19 protein-coding genes are annotated in these 22,698 nt (G+C 70.8%); 6 read left to right on the forward strand and 13 right to left on the reverse strand.

The genetic code is table 11. The features are described from left to right. The first annotated feature begins 72 nt into the window (after window positions 1-72). Window positions 73-2,073 carry a glycosyl hydrolase gene (locus tag E1182_RS03800; RefSeq protein ID WP_132261216.1) on the forward strand — a complete coding sequence of 667 codons (2,001 nt, stop codon included), beginning with the start codon at window positions 73-75 and terminating at the stop codon, window positions 2,071-2,073. Window positions 2,074-2,130: 57 nt separating this feature from the next. Here E1182_RS03800 and E1182_RS03805 read toward each other — a convergent pair whose 3' ends face one another. Continuing rightward, a complete protein-coding gene (locus E1182_RS03805) occupies window positions 2,131-3,270 on the reverse strand; it encodes an ROK family transcriptional regulator (RefSeq protein ID WP_207921259.1) in 1,140 nt (379 codons plus the stop codon). A 266-nt stretch (window positions 3,271-3,536) separates the two neighbouring features. Here E1182_RS03805 and E1182_RS03810 point away from each other — a divergent pair, with 266 nt between their 5' ends. Then, the gene (locus E1182_RS03810; protein ID WP_243706020.1) at window positions 3,537-3,800 is read left to right on the forward strand and encodes a hypothetical protein; all 264 of its coding nucleotides are present in this window, start codon (window positions 3,537-3,539) and stop codon (window positions 3,798-3,800) included. Window positions 3,801-3,891: 91 nt separating this feature from the next. On the opposite strand, the gene E1182_RS03815 is transcribed toward E1182_RS03810, so the two are convergent. From E1182_RS03815 to E1182_RS03850, 8 genes are all read right to left on the reverse strand, one after another. After that, a complete protein-coding gene (locus E1182_RS03815) occupies window positions 3,892-4,392 on the reverse strand; it encodes a MauE/DoxX family redox-associated membrane protein (RefSeq protein WP_132261217.1) in 501 nt (166 codons plus the stop codon). Between the two features lies 1 nt (window position 4,393). Continuing rightward, a complete protein-coding gene (locus E1182_RS03820) occupies window positions 4,394-4,705 on the reverse strand; it encodes a S24/S26 family peptidase (protein ID WP_132261218.1) in 312 nt (103 codons plus the stop codon). Then, window positions 4,702-6,480, reverse strand: a complete 1,779-nt coding sequence (locus E1182_RS03825) for an ABC transporter ATP-binding protein (protein ID WP_132261219.1) — start codon at window positions 6,478-6,480, stop codon at window positions 4,702-4,704. Before E1182_RS03825 ends, E1182_RS03820 begins: the two co-directional genes overlap by 4 nt. A gap of 2 nt (window positions 6,481-6,482) precedes the next feature. Beyond that, entirely contained in the window at window positions 6,483-6,965 is a 483-nt protein-coding gene (locus E1182_RS03830; protein WP_132261220.1) for a hypothetical protein, read from the reverse strand. Window positions 6,966-7,033: 68 nt separating this feature from the next. After that, window positions 7,034-7,273, reverse strand: coding sequence for a hypothetical protein (locus E1182_RS03835; RefSeq protein ID WP_132261221.1), 240 nt, complete (start codon window positions 7,271-7,273; stop codon window positions 7,034-7,036). Between the two features lie 66 nt (window positions 7,274-7,339). Next, complete coding sequence (locus E1182_RS03840; RefSeq protein WP_132261222.1) at window positions 7,340-10,291, reverse strand: BTAD domain-containing putative transcriptional regulator; 2,952 nt, start codon at window positions 10,289-10,291, stop codon at window positions 7,340-7,342. 83 nt (window positions 10,292-10,374) lie between these two features. Then, window positions 10,375-11,757: a PLP-dependent aminotransferase family protein gene (locus E1182_RS03845; RefSeq protein WP_165942501.1), complete on the reverse strand. Its 1,383-nt coding sequence runs from the start codon at window positions 11,755-11,757 to the stop codon at window positions 10,375-10,377. Between the two features lie 808 nt (window positions 11,758-12,565). After that, on the reverse strand, window positions 12,566-13,837 hold the full coding sequence (locus E1182_RS03850) for a hypothetical protein (protein WP_132261224.1): 1,272 nt from the start codon (window positions 13,835-13,837) through the stop codon (window positions 12,566-12,568). A 356-nt stretch (window positions 13,838-14,193) separates the two neighbouring features. On the opposite strand from E1182_RS03850, the gene E1182_RS03855 reads away from it, so the two are divergent. Continuing rightward, window positions 14,194-14,610, forward strand: coding sequence for a cellulose binding domain-containing protein (locus E1182_RS03855; protein ID WP_132261225.1), 417 nt, complete (start codon window positions 14,194-14,196; stop codon window positions 14,608-14,610). Window positions 14,611-14,814: 204 nt separating this feature from the next. On the opposite strand, the gene E1182_RS03860 is transcribed toward E1182_RS03855, so the two are convergent. Together E1182_RS03860 and E1182_RS03865 are read right to left on the reverse strand one after the other, a co-directional pair. Continuing rightward, window positions 14,815-16,053, reverse strand: a complete 1,239-nt coding sequence (locus E1182_RS03860; protein WP_132261226.1) for a S8 family peptidase — start codon at window positions 16,051-16,053, stop codon at window positions 14,815-14,817. A gap of 227 nt (window positions 16,054-16,280) precedes the next feature. Next, window positions 16,281-17,246, reverse strand: a complete 966-nt coding sequence (locus tag E1182_RS03865) for a PaaX family transcriptional regulator C-terminal domain-containing protein (protein WP_132261227.1) — start codon at window positions 17,244-17,246, stop codon at window positions 16,281-16,283. A 187-nt stretch (window positions 17,247-17,433) separates the two neighbouring features. Here E1182_RS03865 and E1182_RS03870 point away from each other — a divergent pair, with 187 nt between their 5' ends. Continuing rightward, window positions 17,434-18,528, forward strand: coding sequence for an arginase family protein (locus E1182_RS03870; protein ID WP_207921260.1), 1,095 nt, complete (start codon window positions 17,434-17,436; stop codon window positions 18,526-18,528). 206 nt (window positions 18,529-18,734) lie between these two features. Here E1182_RS03870 and E1182_RS03875 read toward each other — a convergent pair whose 3' ends face one another. Beyond that, window positions 18,735-20,195 carry an MFS transporter gene (locus tag E1182_RS03875; RefSeq protein WP_243706021.1) on the reverse strand — a complete coding sequence of 487 codons (1,461 nt, stop codon included), beginning with the start codon at window positions 20,193-20,195 and terminating at the stop codon, window positions 18,735-18,737. 101 nt (window positions 20,196-20,296) lie between these two features. Here E1182_RS03875 and E1182_RS03880 point away from each other — a divergent pair, with 101 nt between their 5' ends. Then, window positions 20,297-20,686 carry a MarR family winged helix-turn-helix transcriptional regulator gene (locus E1182_RS03880; protein ID WP_132261228.1) on the forward strand — a complete coding sequence of 130 codons (390 nt, stop codon included), beginning with the start codon at window positions 20,297-20,299 and terminating at the stop codon, window positions 20,684-20,686. A 166-nt stretch (window positions 20,687-20,852) separates the two neighbouring features. Here E1182_RS03880 and E1182_RS03885 read toward each other — a convergent pair whose 3' ends face one another. Then, entirely contained in the window at window positions 20,853-21,302 is a 450-nt protein-coding gene (locus E1182_RS03885; RefSeq protein WP_132261229.1) for a hypothetical protein, read from the reverse strand. Window positions 21,303-21,364: 62 nt separating this feature from the next. Here E1182_RS03885 and E1182_RS03890 point away from each other — a divergent pair, with 62 nt between their 5' ends. Then, on the forward strand, window positions 21,365-22,342 hold the full coding sequence (locus E1182_RS03890; RefSeq protein ID WP_132261230.1) for a YafY family protein: 978 nt from the start codon (window positions 21,365-21,367) through the stop codon (window positions 22,340-22,342). The last annotated feature ends 356 nt before the right edge of the window (window positions 22,343-22,698 follow it).

Genomic DNA, 22,698 nt, shown 5'->3' on the forward strand with positions numbered 1-22,698 from the left:
CCCGGTACACCGTGACAACCCGCAATCATCTCTTGGTCGAGCCCGCCGGGCCGACCAGAAGTGGACTCGACAATGAGACGACTCGGCGCCCTGCTCCTCGCCGCCGCCGTTGCGACCCTGATGGCCGCCGTACCCACGCCGGCCTCCGCCCGGCCGCAGAAACCGGCCCACGTCCGGCTCGCTGACGAACGGGCGACGCCGGAGACCCGTTCCCTCTTCGCCTACCTGCGCGCCCAGCGTGGTAAGGGCGTCCTGTTCGGACACCAGCAGACAACGGAGTTCGGGCTCACCTTCGACACTGCGGACGGCGTCAGCTCAGACGTGCGGGCCGGCGTCGGCGACTACCCCGCCGTGTTCGGATGGGACATGAGCGACGAGGGCTACGGCTCTTCGCCCGGCACGCCGGAGGAAAAGTTCGCCACCTACGTCAAGCTGGTCAAGGCGGCCCACCGGGTGGGCGGCATCAACACGATCAGCGCCCACATGAACAACTTCGTCACGGGTGGCAACTACGGTGACACCAACGGCGACGTGGTGGCACGGATCCTGCCGGGCGGCGACCACAACGGCGAGTTCCGCGAGTACCTCGACCGGGTGGCCCGGCTGGCCCACGCCATCACCGACGACCGCGGCCGGCCGATCCCGGTCATCTTCCGTCCCTTCCACGAGAACAGCGGATCCTGGTTCTGGTGGGGGGCCGCGCATGCCTCACCGTCGCGGTACATCGAGTTGTGGCGCTACACCGTCGAGTACCTCCGCGACACGAAGAAGGTCCACAACTTCCTCTACGCCTACTCTCCGGGCGGCTCCTACGGCGGCGTCAGCGACGTCTACCTGCGCACCTACCCGGGTGACGACTTTGTCGACGTGCTCGGCTACGACAGCTACGACGGCAGCGACGCCTCGCCGCAGTGGGTCAACGGTGTCGTCGCCGACCTGGCGATGCTTGCCCGAATCGCGGACGAGAAGGGCAAGGTCTCCGCCGCCACCGAGTACGGCATCAGCGGCGCGCTCAAGGCGAACGGAAGCAACGGCAACCTGAACTGGTACACCCAGGTTTTCGACGCCATCAAGGCCGATCCGGACGCCCGGCGCACGACCTACGCGATGACCTGGACCAACTTCGGCGCCGAGCAGTTCTTCGTGCCCCACCCGGCGACCGACGACCTGCCCGAGCACGAGATGCTGCCCGACTTCCGCGCCTTCTACGACGACCCGTACTCCGTGTTCGCCGACGAACTGGCCCATGTGTACAACCGCCGCACCAAGGCCGTTTCCCAGCAACCGTTGGCGCACATCGTGTCTCCCACCGACCGGGAGCGGGTGACCACGCCGACCACGACGATCCGGGTCAAGGTGGCCAACGCCAAGGCGTCGCGGGTGTGGTACACGGTGGGTGACAAGGCGAAGCAGTACCCGCTGCGCTACGACCCCGCCAGCGGCTACCACACCGGCACCTGGCAGATCGGAGCGGCTAACCTCGACAACACCGTCACCCAACTGAAGGTCAAGGCCGCCATTCCCGGCCGGGCGCGCTTGGAGCTGACCAACAGCGTCATCCTCGGTGCCAAGCCGCCGATGCCGCCGGGTGTGGTGGACGACTTCGAGGGCCACCCCGACGACACCGCGCTGCGGTCGGAGTACAGCACCTACGGGTCCAACACCATCTCGCTCGCCGACGCGAACGGCGGCACGGCGCTCAAGTTCGACTACGACTTCACGTTCCAGACCTACACCGGCATCGGTAAGCGGCTGGCGGGTGACTGGTCCGACTACAGCGGTCTCTCCCTGTGGCTCACGCCGGACGGGTCGAATCACAAGCTCGTGCTCCAGCTCAATGCCGGGGGCGTCTCCTACGAGGCGTACCCGTCACTGGCGGGCACGGTGCCCGTACAGCTGACCATCCCGTTCTCGCAATGGCGGCCGGCCCCGTGGGACACCGCGAACGCGGACCGGCGCATCACCCCGGAAGACCTGCGCAACCTGTCGCAGTTCAACATCTTCGTCAACCAGGCCGACGGGGTCGGTGTGACGCGCGGATCCGTCCTGCTGGACGACCTGCGAGCCAGCTGACGCGAGCGCGCCGGGCCTGGTCACCCGCGCGGGTGACCAGGCCCGGCGCACGCCGTCTCAGCGAGTGCCGGTGACCGTGGCCCGGATCGACAGCGCGGCCGCCGAGCGGGCCCACTCGCTGAAGTCGAAGGGGACCGCCGTCAGGTCGATGAGCGCCGGATCATCCTCGTAGGTGTTCCGGAGCCCCCGGGCCACCGCGGCCTCGGCCACCTCGTAGAGGGGCAGGCCCTCGCCGGTCAGCAGGATCCGCTCCGGGTCGAGGATGTTGGCCGCGTGCCCGATGAGCACTCCCAGCGCGTATCCCGCGGCCTGGAATACCGCTTCGCTCTCCGGGTGCCCCGAACGGGCCTGCTCGACCGCCTCCTCGTAGGTCGACCGCCCGGGGAGCTGACGCATGATCATCTCGGTCATGAGGAAACTGGAGACGCAGCCGCGGTGGCCGTACCCGCACTTCGGGCCGGTCGGGTCGACCAGGAGGTGACCGAACCGGGGCGGCCGGCCGTGCGCACCCTGCACCAGGCGTCCTCCGGAGACAATTCCGAGACCGACACCCGCGCCGACCGTGATCAGCACCATCGAGTCGGCTCCGGCCCTCGCGCCGAACCAGTGCTCGCAGAGGGTGAGCGCCTGCACATCGTTGTCCACGGCGGCCGGTAGGCCAGTGGCCGCGGTCAGGGCCGAGGCGAGCGGCACTCCCCGCCAGTCCAGAAACCCGGCGTCCAGCACGACACCGTCCTGCACGGCTGAACCGAGCGTCACGCCCAGGCCGGTCAGACCGCCAGGGCCGGTCAGATCGCCGACGCCGGTCGCGACGGCGGCGACCTGCGCCACCACGTCGTCCGCCTCGGTGGACGCCAACGTCTCCTCGGCCGAACCCACCAGCGTGGCGGTCAGGTCGGTCACGGCCGCGTAGAGCCGGTCGGCAGTGAGCTTCACTCCGAGGAAGTGGTGCGACCCGCCCTTAACGTGCAGCAGTTCCGAGGGACGCCCGGTTCGCGAACGCAGCTCGGTGCCCCCCTCTGCGAGCAGGCCCGCCGCGACCAGGGTTCCGGTGAGCCGGCTGAGCGTCGGGCGGGACATCCGCAGGCGGGCCGCGATCTCGGCGCGCGGCATCGGACCGTGGACGAGGAGATCCAACAGCACCTCGCGCGCGCCCTCGGTGAGGGCCGGCCACGGCGAGCGGACTGCGGTCGACATCAATCGAACCTTACCCCGCGGCCGTCACCGGGGAGTGCTGGCCGCCGGCGACCTGGAGGCCCGGCTGGCTTGTCAGTCGTCGACGAGCTGCTGCTGATCGGGTCGATACGCAGTTGGTAACCGGAGTGCCGGATGTACCGGCTGGGGAAGTACATACAGGTTGATGTCGTCTTCGGTGAAAAGCTCCCCCTGCCACCAGAGGTGCTGGTACTGCCCGACGTCGACGAGCCGTTGCTGGCCCCGCTGGCGCTGGCGTGGAAGCTGATGTGGCTGGCCACCGACATGTCCCGCAGGGCAAGGACCTCTACGACGCGGTCCTGCTCGCCGAACACACCACCGTCGACCAAGCTCTCGTCCGCCAGCTCATGCGACCGGAACTCGGCGCCGAAGCCGACACCTTCACCGCCGAAACCGTCCTGTCCTGGCAGGTCGACTGGACCAACTTCACCGACGAGTACCCCGAGACCACGGGCACCGCCGAGCGGTGGACCGATCGGCTCGCGCTGGCCCTCGACCGTGCCTGGACGTGACCCGGCTCACCCCTACCCACGTCACGAAACGAGGCCGTGCGACGGGTCCAGGACGCAACCTGACGCGCCCGAGCAGCTCACCGCTGGGAGGTCACACTCGGCTGGACGCGCCGAACAGGTAGCGCAGCTCGTCCAGCATGACGACCAGTACGCCGGTGACCAGCGCGCCGGCGACGACCAGGACCGCTTCACCCGGGCGTACCGGTCCGGCCGGCGCGAGCGCGCCGGCGACGGCGCAGCCGATGAGGAAGGCGTTGCGCCACACATGGTGCCGACCCAGAGGTGCCGCGGCGCGGCCGAAACAGCGGCAGGTGCCGCCGCCGCGCCGCAGGTTCGCGACGATGGCGGCGGTGAAGGCGAGCAGCAGGGCGGCGGACGCGAGGAAGCCGGCCGGCGGGAACACGGCCAGCAGGGCGACCGCGGTGAGCTCGGCGGCGACCACGGCCGCGGCGAGTGGGCCGGCCGGCCGGTAGCCCATGTCGCGCACCGAGCGGGTGAACTCGCGGTAGGCGTCGCGGCCGGAGATCTTGCCTACCGCCGCCACCAGCAGGACCGTGCCGAGCAGCACCCGGCACCCGATCTCGACGTACATGTCATCGCCTCCCTCTGGCCACGCCGAGGATCGCCTCACGGGGCACCACCCCGAAGTGTCGCGAGTCCTGGCTGTGGGTGTTGTCTCCGCGCACCGTCACGGCGCCGTCGGGTTCGAGCCGGTGCACGCGTTTGACCATCCACGCCAGGTCCGCGTCCGGGACGACGTCACGGGCCCGGAAGACGACGAGGTCACCGACGGCCGGTCGCCGCCCGACGCGGACGACGAGCCGGTCCCCGTCGCGCAGCGTCGGCGCCATGCTCTCTCCGCGTACGACCACCAGGCGCCAGCGACGGCGCAGCCAGCCGGTCATGTCGCCGCCAGTTGGTAGCCGTCGGCCTGGAGGCGGAACAGCCGCGCGTACTCGCCGTCGGCCGCCATCAGCTCGTCGTGCGCGCCCGACTCGACGACGCGTCCGGCGTCGAGCACGACGATGCGCCGCGCGTCGCGCAGGGTGCTCAGCCGGTGGGAGATCAGCAGCCCGGTGCGGCCGTGGCGGATCCGGGCCAGCGAGGCGTGCACGCGGGCTTCGGCATCGGCGTCGAGCCCGGAGCTGGGCTCGTCCAGGACGAGCAGGTCGGCGTCGGCGCGCATCAGGGACCGGGCCAGCGCGACCCGCTGCCACTGCCCGCCGGAGAGGGTCACCCCGGGCTCGCCGTCCTGGTCGGCGAAGGTACGGCTGAGCAACGTGTCGTAGCCGTGGGGCAGGGCGCGGAGGCGCTCGTGGATCTCGGCGCGCGCGGTGGCCTCCTCGACCTGCGCGGTCGTGTGCGGCAGCCGGCCGATGCCGACGTTCTCCGCCGCGGTCAGGTCATAGCACATGAAGTCCTGGAACACCGCCCCGATCCGCTGGCGCAACGTCTCGACCCGCAACTCGCGCAGGTCCACGCCGTCCCAGGTGATCCGGCCACGGTCGGGGTCGTAGAACCGGCAGAGCAGCTTGACGAGGGTGCTCTTGCCGGCGCCGTTGAGGCCGACGAGGCCGACGGCCTCACCGGCGGTCAGCGTGAGGTCGACGCCCCGCAGGATCCAGGGGCCGTCCTCGTCGTAGCGGAACCACACGCCCTCGAACCTGATCGCGGTGCGCAGCGGCGGCGCCGGCTGGGTCCCGTCGGCCAGGTCGGCGGGACTGTCGAGAACGGCGACGTAGTGCCGGAACAGTCGCATGGCCGTGCCGGCCTCGCCGAGCTGACCGGCGATGCCGGCCAGGCCGCTGTGTGTCGCGGCGAGAGCGGCCAGCAGGAGGGTGAGGTCACCGAGGCTGAGCCGGCCGCGGACCGCGGCGTTCACCGCGATCACCGTCGCGGCGAGCGTCACGGCGGCACCGGCCAGCGCCCAGCAGGTCTGCACCACCGTGGCGTGCCGGGCGGCGGCCAGTTCGATCCGGGCTGCCCCCCGCACGGCGCCTGCGAGCCGGTCGTGGAAGAACCGGCCGAGGTCGTAGAGGCGCACCTCCCGGGCGGCGCGCAGGTCGGTTAGCACGGCCTGGAACAGGAACCGGGCCCGGAACAGGCCGGCGCTGTCCTCCACGGCCCGCGCGGCGCGGCGGGACAGCCGCAGCTGGATGAGGAACTCGGGCACGGCCACGGCGAGCAGCAGCAGGCCGGCCGGCGGCCACAGGGACGTCAGAATGGCGGCGAAGCCGCCGATGGTGACGACGTTCTGTGCCACGTCGACCGTGAACATGACGACCGCGTACGGCGCCTGGTTGGCGGCCTGCTGGGCCAGCGCCAGCCGGTCGCGCAGGGCTGGCTGCTCGAAGGGGCCCAGGCCGAGGAAGCTGTTCAGCTTCCGGTACAGCCGCACGTCGGCGGCGATCGTGATCGCGTTCTGCAGCGCCGTGGTGAAGTAGCCGGACAGACGGCTGGCGATTGCCGCCAGGGCCCCCAGGACGGCGATCACCACGGCGTACCAGGTCGCGGTTGACGGGTTGGCCGAGCGGCCCTTGCTGACCTCGTCGAACAGCAGCTTCGTGAACCAGGCGATGCCGACCGGCGGCGCCGCGCCGACGAGGACCAGAGCGACCATGGCGGCGAGCGCCTTCGGGTCGGCGCAGCCCAGCCGCAGGGCGGCTCGCAGTGTGGCCACGGTCAGGCCAGGACCGGAAGCTGGTGGCTGGAGTCGACGACGACGCCGTCGACGACCGAGAGCACAGCGGGGAACCCCTTGACCTGGAACTCCTTCTCGGCCTGCGGCTCCGACATGGTGGCCGTGTCGAACCCGGCGAGGCGGGGGGCCATCGCCGCCGTCTCCGCCGGCGTGCCGATCATGAACACGAGGGTGTCGTGGCGGTAGCGCTCGGCGTCGGCGGTGAGAGCGTCCAGGAGAGTCTGGCACGGTGGGCAGGTGGGGGTCAGCATGACCACCGTGCGCCGGCCGGTGGTCAGGTCGGCGTGCGGGAAACCGGTGACGTCCAGGCCCGGGGCGGGCAGCACCTCGGGGACGGGCTCGCCGTCGTGGTCGTGGCCGGCCTGCATCTCACGCAGCCGCCGGGCGAGGGCCAGGGTCAGGACGAGGTTGAGCACGGCGACCGCCCCGACGACAGCGACAGCGGCGTGGGCGAAACCCGACATGGGAACTCCTCGGCGAGTCAGAGGGGTGGGGGCCGCGCCGGCCGGCGCGGCCCCCCGGGAAAGTCAGGTCAGCAGACGCCGGCCTTCTTGACATAGCAGATCGCCCGCGACGTCGAGGTCACGCACGCGCCGTTGCAGTTGTAGTAGCCCTGCCGGTAGCGGCGGAAGTAGTCGCCGCCCGAGCAGTAGCCGTCGGACGCGACGCACGAGCACTTCTGGCCGTGCTCCGGCACGCAGGCGCCGGCCACCTCGCGGCCGAGCACCTTGCCGAGGACGGCGTCGCCGACGCGGGCGATGATCTTGGTCATGGCAGACCTCCTTTGTGGGTGGTTGCCGATCACTGTGCTGGACGCCGCTGCGCTTGCCCTGCGCTTCTACTGCGCGCGGGCTGCGTCCCGCCAGTGGGCCAGCCGTTCGCGCAGGTCACCGGCGTACGCGGCGTTGAAGTGCTCGAAGGTGCGCAGCGCCTCCCCGCCCAGCGCGACGGCCCGGTCGTACCTGCCCAGGGCGGCCTGCGCCCGCGCCAACAGGCTCAACGAGTTCGCGAGCGGGAACGGCTGCCCGATGCCGCGCAGCATCGCCACCGAGCCCTCCAGTTCGGCCACCGCCTGACCCGCGTCGCCCTCCTCGAGGTGCACCTTCCCGAGCAGCCGGCGGGAGATCGCCTCGCCCCACTCGTGGCGCATCTCGCGGAACGCCGACACCGTACGGGTCAGCAGCCGGCGTGCGGCGACGCTGTCCCCGCAGGCGAGATGCGTCGCGGCCAGCGCCTGCTCGGCGGTGGTCACGCTCATCCGGTCACCGAGCCGGCGAGCGGCGGTCACCGCCTGCCGCAGCTGCTCCAGCGCCTGCGGCCACTGCTCGGCATGCCGATGCAGCAGCCCGATGCTCTCCCGCGCGAGCGCCTCGCCCCACAGGTCGCCGCCTTCCTCGAACAGCCGCAGGGCCGCGGCGTAGGCGGCGTGGGCGAACGGGGAGGTGTGCTGGTACTGCCCGTGCTGCATGCCGAGGGCCAGCAGCACGTGCCCGCCGACCGGGCCGACCGGCCAGTGCGCGGCGCACAACCGCACCATCAGCAGCAGCGCGGCGTCCGCCTCCCGCAACCGACCGAGCTGACGGCAGCACAGCGAGTAGCCCTGCAACGCGACGAGCCGGTGCGCCAGCGCGTCGCGATCACCACGGCGCTGCCCGCCCAGTGGTCCGCAGCCGTCCCGATGTGCCGCGCGCAGCAGCGGAACGGCTTCGGCGTGCCGGTTCAACACCCGGTAGGCCGTGCCCAGGTGGAGCCGCAGCGACATCCGGGTCGGCAACGGCAGGTCGGCGTGGTGGTCGAGCACGCCGCGCAGGCAGTCGACGAACTCGGGCAGGTGTTGGCTGCGCATCATCGCGAAATTGCCCATCGTGTGGGCCAGCCGTCCGGCCAGGTCGACCGCGCCCAGCCCCAGCAGGTCCCGCACCGCCGCGACGAGGTTCTCCAACTCCGCCTCGAACCAGTCCACGGCGTCCCCGGCGTCGATCACGCACTCCACGTCCGCGACCGGCAGGGCCCTGCAGGGCAGTGACGCGGCGGCGCGTTCGGCGTACGCGTGCAGTCGCGCGTACCAGGTGATCACCTCATCGGCGGTGACGTCGGTGCGCTCCCGGGCATGCAACCGGACCAGGTCGTGCATACGTACCCGGCCGTCGGGATCCGCGGTCAGCAGATGGGACCGGCACAGCTGTTCCAGCAGCGGCTCGGTGATCTCGTCCCACATACCGAAGCTGCGCAGCGACGTACGGCTGAGCACCGCGAGCAGCCGCGCGGCGGGCGGTGGCAAACGCTCGAACCCGACGGTGAAGCTGGTGCGCACGTCGAGCCCATCGAGCGACAGCTCGTCGAGGCGGCGCCGCTCGTCGCGCAGCCGGTCGCGCAGCCGTGCCACGGTCATCGCGTCCCGCTCGGCCAGCCGCACGCCGGCGATGCGCAACGCCAGCGGCAGACGGCCACACAACTCCACGACGTCGGCGGCCGCCGCGGCCTCCCGGTTGATCCGCTCGGCACCGGCGAGCCCGGCCAGCAGGTCCAAACCGTCGTCGACCGGCAGGACGTCGAGTGTGACGACCTGGGTGCCCGGCAGCCCGGGCAACGCCGCGGTGCTGGTGATGAGGGCGCTGCCGCCGGCGGACGGCAGCAGAAGGCGCACCTGGGCCGCATCCGCCGCGCTGTCCAACATCACCAACATGGGCTGGTCGGCGAGCACGGATCGGTACAGCGCCGCGCGTTCCTCGGCCGCTACCGGGATGGCCTCGCCGGCCACCCCGAGGGCACGCAGGAAGGCGCCGAGCACCGCGCCGGGTCGTGCCGGGTCCGTGGTGTTGCCGCGCAGGTCCGCGTACAGGCACCCGGCGGGAAAGCGATGGCGGCACTCGTGGGCCGCCCGCAGCGCCAGCGTGGTCTTGCCCGTCCCCGCAAGCCCGGTCACGACGACGACCTGAGCAGCCCCGGCGGCTGATGGGGGCCGGCCCAGCAACGACAGCAGCAGCCCGAGTTCCTTGTCCCGTCCGACGAAGTCACCGGTGACGCCGGGGAGCTGGTTGGGACGTACCCATGCTCGCGGGGACGGGTCCTGCTCGCTGCCGAGGATCTCCCGGTGCAGCTGCTGCAGCTGCGGCCCCGGGTCGATGCCGTGCTCGTCGGCGAGAATCCGGGCCCCGTCCCGGTACACGGCGAGCGCCTCCGCCTGCCGGCCGCTGCGGTGCAGGGCCACCATGAGCTGGCCGCGCAGCCGTTCCCGCAGCGGCTGGTCACGCACCAGTGTGGTCAGCTCCGGCACCAGATCCTGATGCAGACCGAGCGACAGCAATGCCTCGACGCGCAGCTCGATCGCGTGCTGACGCAGCTCGCGAAGCCGGTCGCGCTCGAAGTCGACCAGTCGTGCACCGACGTCGACGAACGCGTCGTCGCGCCAACGCGCCAGCGCGCGGTCGAGCAGCTCCACGGCACGCCGGGCGTCGGTGGCGGCCGCAGCGGCCTGTACCTCGGTGCCGAACTCCGCCGCGTCCACCACCACCGTGGCGTTCAGCTCGTAACCAGGTGACCTGGTGAGGATCAACTCCGGCGTCGCACTGCGCCGGACCGAGGCGACGACCGCCTGGACCCGGTTACGCGCTCCTGCGGGCGGGTGGTCCGGCCAGAGACCGTCGATCAGACGGTCGACGGAGACTATGCGTCCACGATGGGCCGCCAGGCCCGCCACGAATGCCCGTTCCAGCGGGGCGAGCGACACAGCTACCCCGTCGACGCTCAACTCGATTCGTCCGAGGACGCCGATCCGATACCCGCACACCGCGCAAAGCTAGCGCGGTGTGCGCCGGTTGCGTCTCGGGGTACCTGTGCCGGCGCTGGCGCAGTTCTGCGTTTGTATGCCGATCAGCCCAGCCCGGCGAGGAACGCCTGGATGGCCGTGATTCCGCAGCGCAGTTCTTCGTCGGGCAGGTGGCCGAAGGCCAGTACGATGCCGGCGGGCGAGTTCGCGGGGTCGACCCGGTAGAACTCGGCCAGTGGGGTCACGGCCACGCCGAGCTCGGCCAGCTGGGCCACCATGGCGGTGGCCAGGTGCTGGGGCAGCAGCAACGTCGCGGTCGACCCGCGGGGGCCGATCATGACGCGGACGGGGTGCGGCACCGGGTCGAGTGCGGCCCGCACCTGCTCGCGCCGCTCGGTGAAGAGCCGGCCGATCCGCGTGGCTCGGTGCACGAGTACGCCGTCCCGCAACAGCCGGGCATACGCGGCCTGGGTGGTACGGGCGACCGGCCCGTCGTCGTCGCCGATCAGGCCCGCGATGCGCGGCGTGAGCTCGCGCGGTATCACCAGATACGCCAGGCCGGGGGGAGCGAGACTGTCACCGATCGTGCCCGCCATGGCCACCCGCTGTCCGCCGGCCAGGCTGAACAGCGCCGGCAACGGCAACCCGTCACCGGAGCTGGCCTGTTCCGTATTGATGTCGACCAGATATCCGCCGGTGCGGAAGGCCCAGTCCACCAGGGCATGACGTTGGTCCAGCGTCAGTACCGTGCCGAGCGGATGGTTTCCCTCCGCGAACACCACCGCGACGTCGGCGGCGTCTGCCTGTTGCGGGACCGCATTCTCCGGCAGGGCGCCGACCGTCCAGCCGGCCTGCCGTCCAGCCAGCACCGGATAGGCCGGTGCGGGCTGCTCCACCGCGATCCGGCGGCCCACCGACTGCGCCTGGCCGATCGCCTCGAACAGCAGCCAGCAGGCCTGACGTAGCCCGGACGCCACGACCACCTCGTCGGCGTCCACTCTGATGCCCCTGGTGCGGCGCAGGTGCGCGGCGATGGCCTCCCGTAGGGTGGGCATACCCAGTGGTGCCGTCTGATCCAACGGAGGCTGGTAACTGGCCTCCCGCCACGCGGCACGCCAGGCGGCCAACGGGAACGCGCGGGTCGGGGCGGGGCCGGGGGTGAAGTCGCATACCCGACGGGCCGGTGCCGCCAGTGCCCTGCGTCGGTGTCGCGTCGGGTCGATCTGCAGGTGCCGGACGTAGGTGCCCGAGCCGGGCCTGCTCTCCACCAAACCCTTCGCCAGCAGTAGCTCGTACGCCGAGATGACCACGCCCCGGGACACGCCCAACAGCCGAGCCAGGTCCCTCGTCGATGGCAGCCGCGTCGCGGGAGCGAGCTGACCTCGGTGAATGGCGCGGGCCAGTTGGGTCACCAGTTGCTGAGGCAGATGCTCCGTGCGCTCGCGGCGCAGGTTGATGTGGACGGTGAGCTGATCGGCTCCGCGCATGTTTCCCCCCATTGTCTCGACGGCTGTCCGACCCGCGATGGTCGACCGGCCCGGCCCTCCAAGGCTTTGGTCGGCACCGCGCTCCGGTCACCGGGCATGGCGCCACGCCGCTGTGACCTGGGTACCGTCGGTCGATGCAGGTCAGCGGCGCGCTTCGGCGGGGACGGGCCGAGCCCGCCCAGGGACAGTGCCACGCGCTCCGGCTGATCCGGCGCGATTCTGGACGCGGCTGGACAACGCTGGACACCGGGTGGTCACGACGCGCCCAGCACTGCGCGCAACGCCGTCAACCGGGCGTTCCCCGCGCCGCCCTGGGCGTTCCTTCGGCGCGCACGCCGATCTTGACCATCGGCTGCGTACGGTGACCGCGGCCGCCGCGACTGCCGACCTGGACCGTCGGCACACCGGTTCGCGGCACCTCGCGGGCTACGGGTGGCGCCCCAGCTGAGCTCGGACATCCGACGGCCATGGAACGCTCTGAGCGCCCCGTGGGTCGCGGCCACCGACCTGGACCGTCCACGGCGGTCGTCGCCGCGCTGCGGGCATTGCGTCCCCGACGGGGTGATGCCCCTGACCCCAAGACTGTCGAAACCCACCTGAGCAGGGTCTCTATCGCACGTTGGCGTGCGCGACGCACTGCCATGGCTTCCCAGTGCTCGCCTGAGGCCAGTGCCGGTCAGGCGGGATGGCGGCGGTCACATCAGCACGCCGGGTCCGCGCTCGAACCACCACACCTAGCGGGCGGAATCACCCAACGAGACACGCCCCGACCGCTACGTGCGAGCACGTAGCGGTCGGGGCGGCGGCGTCAGCAGGTCGATTTCGGCCGATCCAGGTTGTTGACCAGGCGCGCCAGGACGGCAGGTGCCTTGGCGAGCGACAAGTGGTCGACGCCCGGGTTGTCGGAGAACTCGAAGCGGTGGCACGGCATGGTTGACCAGACGGCGATCGCGTCGTTGGTGATGTCCTCCTGGTTGCCGTCACCGGGACGGTCGAACAGCGGGGCCGTCGCGGGGTCGAACACCTGCCCGATCGTGAGGTTGGGCAGCGTGATACCGACGACCGTATACAGCCCTGACCCCTTCTCGGCGTAGACGTCGACGCCGGGGAAGGACGCCGGGTCGGCGAATTTCACGAACCCGGTGTAGTGGGGCGCCACGCGCCACGCGATGGACAGGCCGGCACGCTCGAACAGCCTGAGGTTGTCCCTGGGGGTGTAGTCCGCCGCCGGCGTCGTCGTGCGAACCACCACCTCACGGTTGCCGAAGACGGCCGGGTCGGCGGCGCTCATGTACGTCGACGGGTGCGACTCGTACATGAGCGCGCTGCTCCGCGCGTTCGCCGATGTGCTCGGGTAGGAGAAGTCGGTGATGTTGAATCCGGTGAAGAGCACCCCGTAGAGCAGCCCCTGGCCCGGCCAGTTGCCGGCAATCGGGGTGAACCCGTGGATGTACTTGGTGCGCCAGCTCTTGGTGGTGTGGGTCAGCAGGTACTGGGCGTAGAGCGGGCCGTTCGAGTGGCCGACCAGATGGACGGGGATGTTGCCGTTCTCGCGGTACGTCTGCTCGATCAACGATATCGTCCGCCGCAGGAAGTCGCCCTGGTCGGGGGTGCGCCGGGAGTCGTAGCCGGCCACGCGGATGTCCTTGTTACGCACGTAGCCGCGCCGCTCCAGAGCCGAGTAGAGCGGATCGTAGAAGGGTGCGCTCTCGGTGCGCCCGTAGTCCTTGATCTCGACCGTGACGCCCAGCTGCTCGCTGAAGCGCTCCGCCATGGGCTTCGCCGGGTCGGTGCTGTACCTGAAGGTCATCAGCTTGTCCCGGCAGACCTGGCTGAAGATGGAGGTGGTGTCGTTGCCGTACCAGTCCTCGAAGTGCCCCGTCGCCGGGCAGCTCGGATGGCTGGGCTGCCGGTAGGCGGTCACCTTGAGTTTGGTGAAGTGGAAGGCCGGAAAGACGACAACCGGTGTGCGGGCGGCGCTGCTGGCGACGCGTTCCTCGGCAACCGCCGTGGTGCTCGAAGCGAGAAGCCCCACCGCGGCGGTCAACGCCACCACGGCGATCCGGATCCTACGTCTCACGTTTTCTCCCCCTAACTGCCCGTACGCTTGGCGTTTCGCGGGCGGTCGCGATACCTGATCTCACTCGCCGAGTGGCCCGATCCGACCGTCACCGGAGCCGTCCTGCTCGCCCACGCTCGCTTTCCACCTCTCGGCCAGTGCGTGATCTAAAGCGTCGGTGCCGGTTGGCGGTCGTAGCGGACCACTTCGCCGCCGGAACCGGTGGACCAGACGCGGCGGCCCGGTGCGGCCGGCGAGCGTCGTGCTCCTGATCGCCGACGAGAGTGGTCCTGCCCAATGCCCGTCGAACTGGTCCATCGAGCGGCGGCGGCCCGGATCACGATGGGGTGGACCCCAATCCCTGCCGGAGGAGCACCATGCAACCCATCCGTATCCTCACCACCCTCGCCGCGCTGGTGTGCCTCGCGACGGCGGGCGCGGCGACCGTTGCCACGACGCCGGCCGCCGCCGTTTCGGCCCCCGCTGCGACCGAGGCCCCGACCTGCGAGGTCGATCTGCTCACCTTCGGGGGCTTTCAGGTGTTCATCTCGGTCGCGAACACCACCACCGCTCCGCTGACGAACTGGACGGTCCAGTTCACGCTGCCGACGTCGTCCAGGATCGAGTCCCGGTTCAACGGCACGATCACGCTCAACGGCACGGCCGGCACCTTCCACCCGGCCTCTTGGATCGCCACGCTGGCGCCGGGCACCGAGGCCAACGTGGGCTTCGGCGGCAGCGGAACGGCTCCGACCGCCTTCGCCCTCAACGGCGTACCCTGCACCTTGGTGTAGCGCGACCGGGGACAGCCGCCGGGTCCGCGCCGGTCGGCCGGGCGTCCGATCGATGGCCCGGGTCACCGCCGAGGGCTCGCATATACCACTGAGGCCACACGGGTATCGCGGTCATCCCAAACCCCACCCGGCCGCAAACGACGCCGACCAGGGTCGGGCGGGCGGCGCGTGCCGGACCGGTCGCCGGCACGCGCCGGGTGTGGGTCAGGCGCCGCAGTAGAGGAGGCGGTTCGGCGTGCCGGCGACCACGCCGCCGACCACGCCGGCCGTCGCCCGGCTGGTCAGATAGCTGGCGACCTGGGCGGGGGTCCAGGTCGGGTTCGCCGAGAGGGCGAGCGCGGCGCATCCGGTGACATGCGCGGCGGCCATCGAGCTGCCGCTGATGGTGGTGGCCGCGCTGTCGCCGGTGTGCCAGGTGGACGAGATGTTGGCCCCGGGGGCGTAGAGGTCCAGGCAGCTGCCGTAGTTGCCGCTCGGCATCCGCGCGTCGGACGACGTGGTGCCGGCGACGGTGATCGCACCCGGCACCCGCGCCGGCGAGTAGTTGCAGGCGTTGCCAGCCGAGCTGCCCGCCGCCACCGCGTAGGTGATGCCCGAGGAGATCGAACGGGTCACCGCGGCGTCCAGGGCCGAGTTGGCCGCCCCGCCGAGGGCCATGAGTGCCACCGCCGGCCGGACGGCGTTCCCGGTGACCCAGTCCACCCCGGCGATCACCGCCGCGTAGCTGCCGCTGCCGTTGCAGTTGAGCACCCGTACCGGACGGAGCCGGACCTCCTTGGCGACTCCGTACCGGGTTCCTCCGACGGTGCCGGCCAGGTGCGTGCCGTGGCCGTTGCAGTCGTCGGCGGGAAGCGCGCCGTCGACCAGGTCGGCCCCGCCCCCCGCGCGGCCACCGAAGTCGGTGTGCGTGCTCCGCAGGCCGGTGTCGATGACGTACGCGTGCACGTTGTGCGCGGTGTTCGGATAGGCGTACCGACCGTCGAGCGGCAGGCTGCGCTGATCGATCCGGTCCAGCCCCCACGAGGGCGGGTTGAGCTGCACGCCGGGCCCGATGAGGGGCGTCGTCCGGTTCTGCTCGACGTACGCCACGGCCGGGTCGGCGGCGAGGCGACGGGCCGCCCGCTCCGGCATGCGTACCTCGAATCCGGCCAGGGCGTGGCGGTAGACGTGACCGATGGTGCCGCCGTGGCGGGCCTTCAGCCGGTCCGCGACCCGGGCGACTTCGGCGGGGGCGCCGACCCGGGCTGTCGGGCGCACCAGCTCGTCGCGGAGCACGACGATGAAACTGCCTGGTACGGCGTCGGTGCCGCCGGCGTGGCGGATCGTCCCCTCGGTCGCGGTCGCGGTGGCCGCGAGGGCGTCGCCACCCGGGGCCAGCACGGCGGTCAGCGCGACCACCAGGGCGATCGCGGGAAACCGGCCCCGGACACGTGAGCCTGTCATCTGCGGTCCTCCTCCTGTGGGGCCTTCCGGGCGACGTGTGGCTCACTCCGGATGCGGCCTGGACATAGGAGGAAGGTAGCCGATGCATCCATGATTATAAATCAAATGGACGACTGGCCGCCGGGCGTGCGTCGCCCCGCGACGAGCGACGCGGCCCTGCCGTGATCGCGGCGTCGTCGGTTCCGGCGTGCAGGGTTAGTGCTCGTCCCGGCCCAGGCGGCCGCGGTTCAGTTGGGCCATGGGCGAATGCCGGCGGCCATCTCGGCAGTGGTGTGTGCCCGCAGGTTCGGATGAGGTACACCGGTGACGCGTGCCGCGACAGCTCGTACATGGTCTTCGGCCGGTGCCGCCAGCCCGTCGTATATCGCCACGAACACCTCGCGTGCCCGTGCGCGTGGCCAGTCGGGCGGCATCAGTTCGGTGGGGAGCATGGGGTCGAGGACCGGGATGCGACGGAAGACGTCCATCACCTCGGTGCGGGCCCGTAACGCGGCGGTGCCGGTGACAGCCCCGGCCGCGATGCGGCGCAGCAACGGGACCCAGCGCTGGATGAACCCCGCGTACTGTTCGGCGATGGCCGGCAGATCCCACGCGCTGACCGGATCACGGTCCGTCTCCGTCTCCAACTCCGTGTGCTGCGCGCGGAACACGGTTACCGCCCCGCGTGCCAGGGCGGCCAACTCGGCTCGCCCCTTGGCGTCCAACGGGTGTGGCAGGACCCAGACCCCGTCGTACAGTGGCGCGAATCCGTGCCAGCGCAGGCACACCCGCAGCGCCCGCCGCCGGGTGCTTTCCCCCTCGGGCATGGAGAAGGCCACCACGGTCCACGACCCGTCCCAGGATTCCGGTTGCGTGGCCAGAGCCGCGATCGAGGCGCCGCCCATCGAGAGGTCGACGGCGGCCGGCTCCGTCAGACGGTATGAGCTGTACCGACCCTGCCGGCTGCCCTCCAGCACGCCCCTGCGGGCGAGCCTGCTGATCGTTGTCCGGGCGGCACCGCTGCTCACCCCGAACTCGCCGAGCAGGGCCACGATCACCGCCGACGGCAGCCAGGCGCGGGTGCGCGCCGTGTAGTCGGCGAGCAGCGTCACCGCGAGGCCCTGAGCGGAGCTGCCGGTCTGCCGGCGCCGTCGTCGGGGCGATCCGCCGGGTGCCTCGGGAAAGATCTCCTCGATGTTGAACGGGCGTACCACAGAGTGCTCCCCGGGGCGCGGGTGAGTGCGGGCGTACCGACCCTAACGCCGGCCGCGAAGGGCGGACACAGCACCAGGCTGTGCGCCCTGCCGGCGGACTCCGGAAGCCGGAATGGTGTGGCGCTCCGGCCCGGGCGGGGGAGGGGCGCAGGGGTAAGCGGTAGCAGCGTGGTCAGGACGAGAAGGGGTGACCGGGAAGCGCCGCCGCAACCGCGACATGGCTGCGTCAGCGGCATCGAACACGGCGTCCACCCTGTCGACACAAGCAGCCCTCCGCCACAGCCTCAAGGCGGTGGACTCGCCACACGCTGAATGTAGTAATTTGCGCTCTAATGATCGTTATGCAGAGAGTGGGTGTGGGGTGTCGGGCTACACGGTCCTGGAAGTGCCGCAGTGGCAGGGGTCGGGCTCGCGTGGCGCGTACCGGTTGCGGCAGGGCGCGTCCGCGCTGGCCGGGCTCTTTCCCGGCGGGCAACGGATGCGAGTCGACACGGACAACCAACCGGGCGGTCCCCGCGACGGCGTCGCCGCACTCGACACGCTCGCGGCGAACCTGCACGCGGTGCGCGCCGCGCACGTCCATGCCCGGGCGCGTGGGCAGGCGGTGGTGACCGTCGGCGGGGACTGCGGTGTCGACCTCGCCCCCGTCGAGGCGGCCTTGGCTGCCCACGGCGACCGGCTGACCGTGGTGTGGTTCGACGCGCACGGCGACCTGAACACCCCGGCCACGTCGCCGTCCGGCGCGTTCCACGGCATGGTGTTGCGTGCCTTGCTCGGCGACGGCCCGAGCCAGCTGGCCCCGGCCAGGGCGTTGCGGCCGGATCAGGTGGTGCTGGCCGGTGTACGCGCGCTCGATCCCGGGGAACGGGCGTTCGTGACTGAGCATCGGATTCGGCACGTCGCGGCGGCGGGTCTGGCCGATCCGTCCGTACTGTTGGACGAGGTCGCCGCCACCGGTGCTGACGCTGTCCACCTCCACATCGACCTCGATGTGCTGGACCCGGAGGTGTTCGGCGCCGTCGGCACGCCCGAGCCGGGCGGTCTGACCCTCGAGCAGCTCGTTAACGCCGTGCGTTACCTTGCCTCGCGCTACACCCTCGCCGGACTCTGTCTTGCCGAGTACGAGCCGCGAGACGACGGCGACCTCGAGGTCCTCACCAGCCTGATCACCGCACTGGCGTCTGTTCTGGACGGCGGCGCTGCCGACGGCACGGTGCAAGAAGTCGAACGCCTTCCCGCCAGGGCGTGGCCGGCTACCCACACCGTGAGCCGCGGGGGTTGACCACCGCGTCTGGCGTTGCTGTTCGTCACCATGCTGCCGGCGCACGGCGGAGATGCCGTTCGCGGCGAATCAGCTTGCCACCCCGGCGGCGCACCGGAGCAGGTTCATGGCGCCATGGGTAGGTCGGCGGTATCGCGATCCCCCTGGGCCGACGGCCCGCCGGAGGCCGGCGGGCCGTCGGCGCGGTGGCCGATCTTCCTTGTGCGTCACACGCGCCGACTCCTGCGCAGCGCCGCCAGGCTGAGTGCCAGTCCGACCAGTGCCACCACGCTGACGAGGTTGACGCCGGGGCGGAACTGGCTGAAGTCAGCCACCTGGCCGGCCACCTCGTCGCCGGACACCAGGGCGGTGACGACGGCGAGCACCAGGGCGGCACCCACCTGACCCGAGGTCTGCACAAGGCCGGAGGCCAACCCCTGTTCGGAGTCGTCGATGCCGTCCGTGGCCTGCGCGGTGATCGAGCTGAACCCGAAGGCGAAGCCGCCGCCGAGCAGCAGCATGGTCGGCAGGATGGTCAGCAGGTAGTGCGGCGTGTCCCCGGCGGTCAGCAGGAACCACAGGTAGCCCAGGGTCAGTGAGACCATGGCGGCCAGGATCACCCGGCCGGTGCCGTAGCGGTCGATCAGGCGGGCGACGAACGGTGCGCCGAAGGCGACCAGCAGCCCTGCGGGCAGCAGGGCCAACGCCATCTGCAGTGGCGACCAGCGCAGCACGTTCTGCAGGTAGAGCGTCATGATGAACTGGAAACTGAGGTAGCTGCCGAACAGCGCGACCATACTGACGTTGGCCCGTACGACGGTGGCGGAACGCAGGATGCCGAGTCGGATCAGCGGGTGTCGCACCCGACGCTCCGTGGCGACGAAGCCCACCAGCAACAGGACGGCGGCGACGGCGGCGGCCAGCGTCACCGGGTCGAACAGGCCTCGTTCCGGAGCGGCGACCACGCTGTACACGGCCGCGAGCATTCCGCCGGTGAGAGTGAGCGCGCCGACCAGGTCGTGCCCGCCGTTGGCGGCGGGCCGGTCCCGTGGGATCAGAGCGAGGCCGGCGATCAGGGCCGCCACTGCCAGCGGTACGGGGATGAGGAACGTCCATCGCCAGCCCAGGCCGGTGAGAAGCCCACCCATGATGAGCCCGCTGGAGTAACCGCTCGCGCCGAACACGGTGAAGATGGAGAGCGCCCTGTTCCGGGCCGGTCCGGCGGGAAACGTGGTGGTCAGGATGGACAGGGCGGTGGGTGCGGTGAAGGCGGCCGCGAGCCCCTTGACGAAGCGGGTGGCGATGAGCAGTGTGCTGTCGTCGACCAGACCGCCGACCAGGGACGCGGCGGCGAAGACGCCCAGCGCCACCAGGAAGGTCACCCGCCGGCCGAGCAGGTCCGCGGTGCGGCCGCCGAGCAGCAGCAGCCCACCGTAGCCGAGGACGTAGCCGTTGACGATCCATTGCAGGGAGGCGGTGGACAGGTTGAGGTCGGCTCCGATGGAGGGTAGGGCCACCCCGACCATCGAGACGTCGAGTGCGTCGAGGAACAGCACGGCGCACAGCACGGCGAGGAGTCCCCAGAGCCGCGGCGTCCACTGCGTCCCGGTGCGGGTGGGCGTGCGGGTCGGCATCGAACCAGCCGGTCTCGTCATGACCGGCGTCGTGCCGGTGGCGTTGTCGATCACGAGAGGGACGTTATATGCAGACGCATCTAATGTCCATGCACCTTATGCGACTGCATATAATCAGGTGCACGAAGCTCACGACCGGGAGTACGATCCGCGCGATGACGTCCGAGGTTGCCCTGATCGAGCGCTGGCGCTCGTTGCTGACCAGCTACAACCGCGTCGCGGCCCAGCTCGACCGCGCCCTTCAGGACCGGCATGGTCTCACCCTGACGGAGTTCGAGACGCTCGACCGGCTCGTGGGCCGGGATGGTGAGAAGCGTCGCATGCAGGATCTGGCGGGCGACATGTATCTCAGCCAGAGCGCACTGTCCCGCACGGTGGACCGACTGGAGAAGCGCGGCCTGGTGCTGCGCGCGATCTGCGAGGCCGACCGCCGTGGCGTGTTCGTCGCCGCGACCGAGGAGGGCGTACGGCGACACACCGAGGCCCGACGCACCTATCTCGCCGTACTGGCTGATCATCTTCCGCCGAACGCCCCCTGTGGCTGACTGGTCGGCTGGCGGCCGGCCTCGTCATCATGTTGTCGATCGCCCGCTGACACTTCCGTCACGCCGTGGTGGTGGCCGCAGGCCGACGTCGGACCCGGGGCTCTTGTCCGTGGTGGGAGGCGGCGGTTGAGATGCGGCTCGGCCCTTGCCGGGCCGAGCCGATCGGTCAGGCTCGGGTGAATTCCATGACCCAGTTGGACTCCCAGGTCTGTCCGCCGTCGGGGGAGAACTCCTGCCCCCACCGCGCCGAGGTGGGTGTGATGTCGGACCAGATGAAGTGCGCCTTGATCGGCTTGCTCTCGTGCGTGTCGTTGCCGTAGAAGTCGCCGCGGCCGTTGGTGAAGGTGCCGACGACCGGCGGGAAGAGCAAGCCGCTACGGCTGTTCGCCCAGTAGATCGACCATTCCTCTCGCTCGGTGTCGAACAGGCGCAGGGTGAAGCCGCGGCTGCCGAGCGTCGGGAAAATGATCTCCTCGGTGTTGCCGGCGCCGTTGAAGATCGGCTGGCAGGTGGTGGTGCCGGGGAAGGTCTCCCAGTCGTCGCTGTCGGCGAACAGCGTCTTGAGCCGGCGGTTGACCACATTCCACGAGCCGATGAAGAAGTCGAAGTCGTTCATGCCGATGATCGTGGCGGACCACCCCTGACAGCTTCTGTCAGTGGTCTGCCAAACTGTCTCGGATGCGCGCCAGTCGACTGCTCTCCCTGCTGCTGTTGCTGCAGAACCGAGGGCGGATGAGCGCCACACAACTGGCCGCGGCACTCGGTGTCACCGCCCGGACCGTCTACCGCGACGTCGAGGCCCTCGCCGCGGCGGGTGTGCCGATCTACGCGGAGCAGGGCCCCGCCGGCGGATATCAGCTCATGGACGGCTACCGCACCCGGCTGACCGGGATGACCGCCGATGAGGCCGAGTCACTGTTTCTGACCGGTATGCCGCAGCCCGCCGCCGAGCTGGGTCTGGGTGCCCAGGTGGCGGCTGCCGAACTCAAGCTGATGGCGGCGCTGCCGACCCCGTACCGGCACGCGTCGATGCGGATCCGACAGCGTTTCCACCTCGACACACGCGGCTGGTACCGGGAGCCCGACGCGGTGCCGCACCTGCTCGCCGTCGCCGAGGCGCTCTGGCAGGACCAGACCATCGACGTCCGGTACCGCCGCTGGGCGCCCCGGCCCGGCGAGGTCACCCGGCGGCTGCACCCGCTGGGACTCGTGCTCAAGGCCGGGGTCTGGTACCTGGTCGCCGCCAGCCGCGGCCAGCCACGTACCTACCGCGTCTCGGCGATCGTGGACCTTCGCGCGTTGCCCGAGACAGTCACCCGGCCGGACAGCTTCGACCTGGCGGGCTTCTGGCGGGCGCATGTCGAACGGTACGAGCGGGCCGACACCGATCAGGTCGCCGTCGTGCGCCTGACCCCGAACGGGGTCGCCGCCCTCCCCGATGTCCTCGGCCCCAAGGCCGCCCGGTTGGCCCTTCGCACCCTCACACCCGCCGACCCGGACGGCTGGCACCAAGTCACCATTCCCATGGAGAACGTGCCACACACCGCCGTGACTCTGCTCCGCCTCGGCCCGAACGTCCAGGCTCTCGCCCCCACGCAACTGGTCGCCCACCTGACCGACACCATCCAGGCGATGGCCCGCCTGTATCCCGCTTGACGAACACCACGATGGCCCGCGCACGCTCATGCCGCTCCGGGCTTCCTGTCGATCACGCCCGCACGCGGCTCGCAGCCCCAAGAGGTGTCCGGCCAGGGCTTCGGCACGGGCTAGGGCCTGTGTCGAAGTCGGTGCCAGGGCTTGAGGTGGCTTGAAGATCTTCGCGTGTCGGAGATCGAAAACGAGTGAGGTCTCCGGTAGATGGTTCAGCGACCAAGCAGAACCTGAAAACCGGAGACCTCGTGGACACCCTAGCGGTGACGAGGCGGTTCGACCTGACCGACGTGCAGTGGGCGGTGCTGGAGCCGTTGCTGCCTGCGGGTAAGCGGCCAGGTCGACCGTCGTCATGGAGTAGG

Origin of the sequence: Micromonospora sp. KC721, assembly GCF_004348355.1 — a bacterium.
In the GTDB taxonomy this organism is placed as follows: domain Bacteria; phylum Actinomycetota; class Actinomycetes; order Mycobacteriales; family Micromonosporaceae; genus Micromonospora.